Here is a 1580-nt window from a genome sequence, read left to right as displayed (position 1 = left end):
AATTATGCAATGTATAATAGATGAATTTAAACTTAACTTATTATACAAGGATAATCGCTCATGGATATTATGGCATTTTTAATTTGTTTAGACAACTGTATTGACAAAACCACATTAAGCAGACTCGCTACTATTGTAGATGCAATGCTGTCTATGACAGGCCGAGTAACTATGTTGGGTATCAGTCGTTGGACAGAGCAAGGAGGAAGTTACCGAACAATACAGCGTTTTTTTAACACTTCTATCACTTGGTACAAAATAAACTGGTTTCTCATTCGTAAAGCTCTTACTGGAATGAAAGAGATCCTTCTCATAGCTGACGAGACTGTTGTAACGAAGTCAGGAAAGCACACATTTGGAGTTGATCGGTTTTTTTCATCTATTTTAAACAAGCCTGTATCGAGCATTTCATTTTTTTCTTTGTCATTACTAGATGTTCAAAATGAAACTTCATACTCTATTATGACTGAACAGATAGAAAAAGAAAAAAAGAACACAGAGAATAAAGGCAAAAAGAAAAAAGCTAAAAAAAAGAAAAATAGTAGCAAAAAAGCTCCGAAAGGCCGAAAAAAAGGTAGTAAAAACAAGGACAAAAAGAATGTTGCATTGTCATCATATCATTTATGGGCTCAAGGATTAATCAAAAAAGTACTCAATCTGATAGGAGCAGAAATAGAGTTACGTATCTTTGTTTTTGATGGTGCGTTTGGAAATAATGAATCACTTCAAATGGTTAAGCAATGCGGACTTGAGCTTATTTCTAAACTTCGGTACGACTCTGCTTTATGGTTCCCGTACACGGGTCAGTATGCTGGACGAGGGGCATATAAAAAATACGGAGAAAAACTTGATTATACTAACATTTCAAAAAAACACCTTGTATCCAGCGAAACAAAAGGGAATGTGAGAACTGATATTTATAATATTCAATTGTGGCATAAAAATTTTCCGGAATTATTGAATATCGTAGTTATCAAAAAAACCAACATCATGACAAATAAGGTAGCACATGTTGTCTTGTTTTCCAGTGATTTGGAATTACATTGGAATAAAATAATTACATATTACCGGTTAAGATTTCAAATTGAGTTTAATTTTAGAGATGCCAAGCAGCATTGGGGATTAGAAGATTTTATGAATATTAAGGAAAAGCCTGTATATAATGGAGCAAATCTTTCGATGTTTATGGTTAATTTATCACAAATACTTCTTCAAAACCAATCAGTAGGCTTACTCAGCATGAATGATCTTAAGACTTGGTTTCGTGGGCATAAGTATATGAGGACAATAATCAAGCTACTTCCCAAAGATACGGATCAAACAATTATTCAGGAGTTGCAAAATGAGCTATCAGAAATTGGCCGTATTAATTTGGTTAAAAACGCAGCATGAATCTATAAGATCCTGCCCAATACTAAGCAATTTTAAAGTTATGAAAAAAGACTGATATTACAGTATGTTTGAATTAAATATTGTCTGGATTTTGCATAGCGTTTTTAATTTAACAAGCCTTGTTCAGAAACATTGGAAACAAGCGGGGCTCGTAATTTTCAAGTGCCTATAATTTGGCGAAGGTATTG

The 1580-nt window shown here is 33.4% G+C and carries 1 protein-coding gene; it reads left to right on the top strand.

Annotation, left to right across the window (positions count from 1 at the left end):
* The first annotated feature begins 60 nt into the window (after nucleotides 1-60).
* On the top strand, nucleotides 61-1392 hold the full coding sequence (locus MTBBW1_RS23840) for a transposase (protein WP_080808380.1): 1332 nt from the start codon (nucleotides 61-63) through the stop codon (nucleotides 1390-1392).
* The last annotated feature ends 188 nt before the right edge of the window (nucleotides 1393-1580 follow it).

The organism is Desulfamplus magnetovallimortis (assembly GCF_900170035.1).
GTDB classification, from domain to species: domain Bacteria; phylum Desulfobacterota; class Desulfobacteria; order Desulfobacterales; family Desulfobacteraceae; genus Desulfamplus; species Desulfamplus magnetovallimortis.
Note: the sequence above shows the minus strand (reverse complement) of the source record. Positions and strands in the feature narration are given on the sequence as shown.